Below are 3,977 nucleotides of genomic sequence, written 5' to 3'. Positions count from 1 at the left end.
CTCTTTTTTCCTCTTTGTCTGGTTTTCAGGTATATTCAACTGGTCTTTTAAGCACTTAGCCAACTGATCCTTAAGTTGTTATTTTTAACCATACCAATATAAAACATAATTTTATTAATTTACGTAAACGTCTCTACATAAGAAGTAACATAAGAGCATTTCCTCCTTCGTATTTTCAACCACTCTGGAAAATACAAAACAAGTTGTAATTACTATCCCTCACTGTAGAGCAGCACCCTTCAGCAAATTTATTGAACGTCACAGGAAACGCAATACCAAATGTGCTGGTGTTAAAATGACGGATTTCTATGAAGATTTTTTGAAAGATGGGTTTCAGATCTAATTAGTTTATGCCCACTCTATTATCCTATAAAAATATAAGAATGAAGAAAGGAGAAAGGCAACGGGAGGCAAATTGTTCCCTTTAACAGGAGCAAATATAAGTCTCTGTGTGACTGATTAAGGGTGTTTTTAATATTAAACATTTTAAGTAATGGGTGTTGTTTTAGATTTGACTGCCCGTACCGTATCCTTCATAACCTTAATACAGGACACCATTGACCAAGCCGCTATAAAGTCCTGTACCCGAAAGGATATCATGATCCCCCTGCTCAATGTTCCCATTTTCCATGTGCTGAACGAATTACGCAACAAAGCCCAAGGCAATAAGGTCTATCAACAACGGGCAATTGAACTTGTGTGGGTATGTGACAGAAAGCCTGATGGCATCACAGCAGTTGACTTGCTCCTGGAGCGGGCCGCAGGGCTCATGAAGTGGCTCCAAAACAGGGAGGATGTGCTGAAGACAAAGCTGCGGCATTATATTTCGCTTGTTGATGTGTCTGATTATAATAAATCTGTCCTGGTAGACTATACATCAATACACCATTTTTCTCCGGCACCACATCAGTGGCGTGAGACAGTCCGCTCCGTTTTATACGCTACCCCTCAAGACCGGGTAGAACTAGCGCAAGCCATTCATTACTTGCCCATGTTGGTTGTTTTGGCGTTGGGAGGAGATAAATACAATCCTAAACAGCAGCGGTTATTACAAGAATGGAGGTTGCCAAACGAAAGGGCGATTAGGCTGTTCACCCGGAATGAATTGTACCTGTTTAATGAATGGAGGCAATCAAATACCGACCTCAAAGCGGAGGATTTGTTGCTATCAGATGAAAAGTTGTTTAATAGTTTACTTGCGAAAAAGATTCCACTGCCTTTTGAAGTTATTTTCAACGCAGAGCTTAAAGAAATAGAGGAAAGCCGACGAAAGCGCTACGAACTGGAAAACCACAATCAGACTCAATCAAATAATTATCCTGATGATCCGCTTCGTCATGCAGAAGCGATGAAACTATATGCCTTAGCATTATCGGGGGGAGGGATCCGGTCGGCTACTTTTAATCTGGGAATCCTTCAAGGATTAGCGAAGGCAGAACTTCTGACTAAGTTTGACTATCTATCCGCCGTTTCCGGAGGAGGTTATATTGGTTCCTGGCTTGCTGCGTGGATCAAGCGGGAGCGGTCCATATATAATGTCATCGACAGGCTGAATTTTGATAAATCAATGGATCCTCGTGGGGAAGAAGTTCGGCCTATCCGGTGGTTACGCATGTACAGCAACTACCTCACACCGAATGCCGGAATCATGTCAATTGACTCCTGGACAATGGGTATGACCTGGCTACGAAATACGCTGCTCAACTTGATGATCATATTGCTTTTGTTTTGTAGCATTCTTACTGGAGGCTATACTTTGTTCAGCGTATGGAGGCATGAGGTAGTCTGGTACGTAGATGTAACCTTTCCAAATGTTTTACTGGCAAGTTTCGCATTGCTCCTGCCAGGTGCTTTATTGGCAGGATTGGCCATGCATTCCTTTCACAAATCAGATTTTTTACTGAGTCCGGTTAAGACAAAAAAGACTTCTTTTTTAGCAGGTCTATTGCTTTTTTTAAGCTTGGTTGCAGCTTATCTAGTCAGCGGATGGTTGTTTGCCGGTGGGATTATCGAGACGGAATTCGAAGGTAAAATAAAACTTCTTTTCACGGCTGCCATAGTAGGTATGGGATGTCTCTTACTCGTAGCCTTGATTGGGCGCTATGACACTTGTATGCCTGCTACTAAAAGCAATTGGAGAAAGGCACGGCTACTCTTTATCATTCTTGTTGCCTCCGGTATAGCCGCTTTGTCAGGTCTAGTGCTTCTTGCCATGATTTGGGAGATTATAGAAAATATCGGATTGTATAGCAACGATTCTAAGGCCAATCTTTCACGAGCAGAGCCTTCTCAGGACAAGAGACTGTCAATCGACCTGTTTTACAAGAACTTTGAAGCGTATTTCTTGCCTAAGGCTTTTATGGGGAAAATTGCGTTCAGTTTAGGGATCCCTTTGGTGATGGAAGTATTAAGCTTGACCGTTGTAATACGGATGGCGCTATTGGGAAACCTGTTTCCGGACGAGCGCCGGGAATGGTGGGGGCGTGTGGGGGGCATGGCCCACCGGATCGCATTCTTGTGGTTGTTGCTATCAGGAGCTGTTTTCATTGGGGAGGAACTTCTCGTTATGGCAGCAGATAAATTTGAAATAGGCTATGTGACAATCGGAGGATGGGCTGTATTGGTAGGGGCAGCAGTCAAAGTTGCTTTTAGTGCCAAAACACCCGCAGGAGGAGGGCCTTTAAACCCGAGACATTACTGGTTAGACATGTTGGTGCGGATAGCTCCCTATGCGTTTGTCATCGGCTTATTGATCCTGGCATCCAAGCTTACTTATAGGTTATTGCATTTTCTGTTTACATCAGATTTTTCCTGGTTCAAGCAGTTTGGAACAAATCTAAATCCTTTGTATTCAGACTGGCGGATTCTGCTTACTTGCACTATTATTCTAGCCGCGGTATCTTATCTACTCGCTTGGCGCGTCGGGGTAAACGAGTTCTCAATGCACCACTTTTACAGAAACCGGCTAGTACGAGCGTACCTGGGAGCATCCAGACGGTATTCCCACCGGGAACAGACGGCAAATCAATTCACCGGCTTTGATAAGGAGGATGATATAAAGCTATCCAAGTTATTAGTCAAAGATGGTTACCATGGTCCGTATCCGATTTTGAATGCGACGCTGAACGCTACCCGGGTTACAGATCTGGACCGTCAGGATCGTAAGGCAGAGTCTTTTGTTTTCACACCCCTATTCTGTGGATTTGATATTGCAAGGACCCGGGCCTCAGGTGGTTCCATCAGGAGGTTCTACGAGTATGGGTACCGGCCAACAAAAGGGTATGCTTATCCCAAAGGTCCTACACTTGGAACGGCTATGGCCATTTCAGGCGCTGCTGTCAATCCCAACCAAGGGCATCATTCTTCTTCTGCTACCGCCTTGTTACTTACTGCCTTCAATGTCAGGCTTGGGTGGTGGATGGGAAACCCCCGCCGCGATACCTGGGAAAGTGCTGACCCTCATTTCGGTCTTGCCTATGTTTTTTCAGAGTTGATGGGAAGGTCCAGTACGCAGGACCAGTATGTATGCCTGACAGATGGAGGGCATTTTGATAACATGGGCCTTTACGAATTGATCCGTCGTAGGTGTCGGCTCATCGTCCTAAGTGATAGCGAACAGGATGCGGAACTCAGTTGTGACGGTTTGGCCAACACCATCCGCCGGTGCAGGATAGATTTTGGAGTAGAAGTCAACATTGATTTAACTCAGATAGTCAAACGTGATCCAGTCACCAATTTTTCACCGGAACACTATGCGATAGGAACCATATGCTATCCCGGCGATCCGAAGAACAGGCCCTCCGGCACATTGGTTTATTTAAAATCCTCCTTGACCGGCAATGAACCCGCAGATGTACGGGAGTATTCCCTCTCCAATCCGGCTTTCCCCCATCAATCGACCGGTGATCAGTTTTTTGATGAATCACAGTTTGAGAGCTATCGACGGCTGGGGCTTCACATTATAGAGACAGCGCTAC

The 3,977-nt window shown here is 44.8% G+C and carries 1 protein-coding gene; it reads left to right on the top strand.

What is annotated here, in order from left to right; genetic code table 11:
• Positions 1-493: 493 nt before the first annotated feature.
• The coding region (locus OB13_RS12495; RefSeq protein ID WP_461490502.1) for a patatin-like phospholipase family protein at positions 494-3,977 on the top strand (3,484 nt) is incomplete at its 3' end.

This window comes from Pontibacter sp. HJ8, from assembly GCF_054824225.1.
The sequence above is the reverse complement of the archived record's forward strand: the minus strand, read 5'-3'. Positions and strand labels throughout refer to the sequence as shown.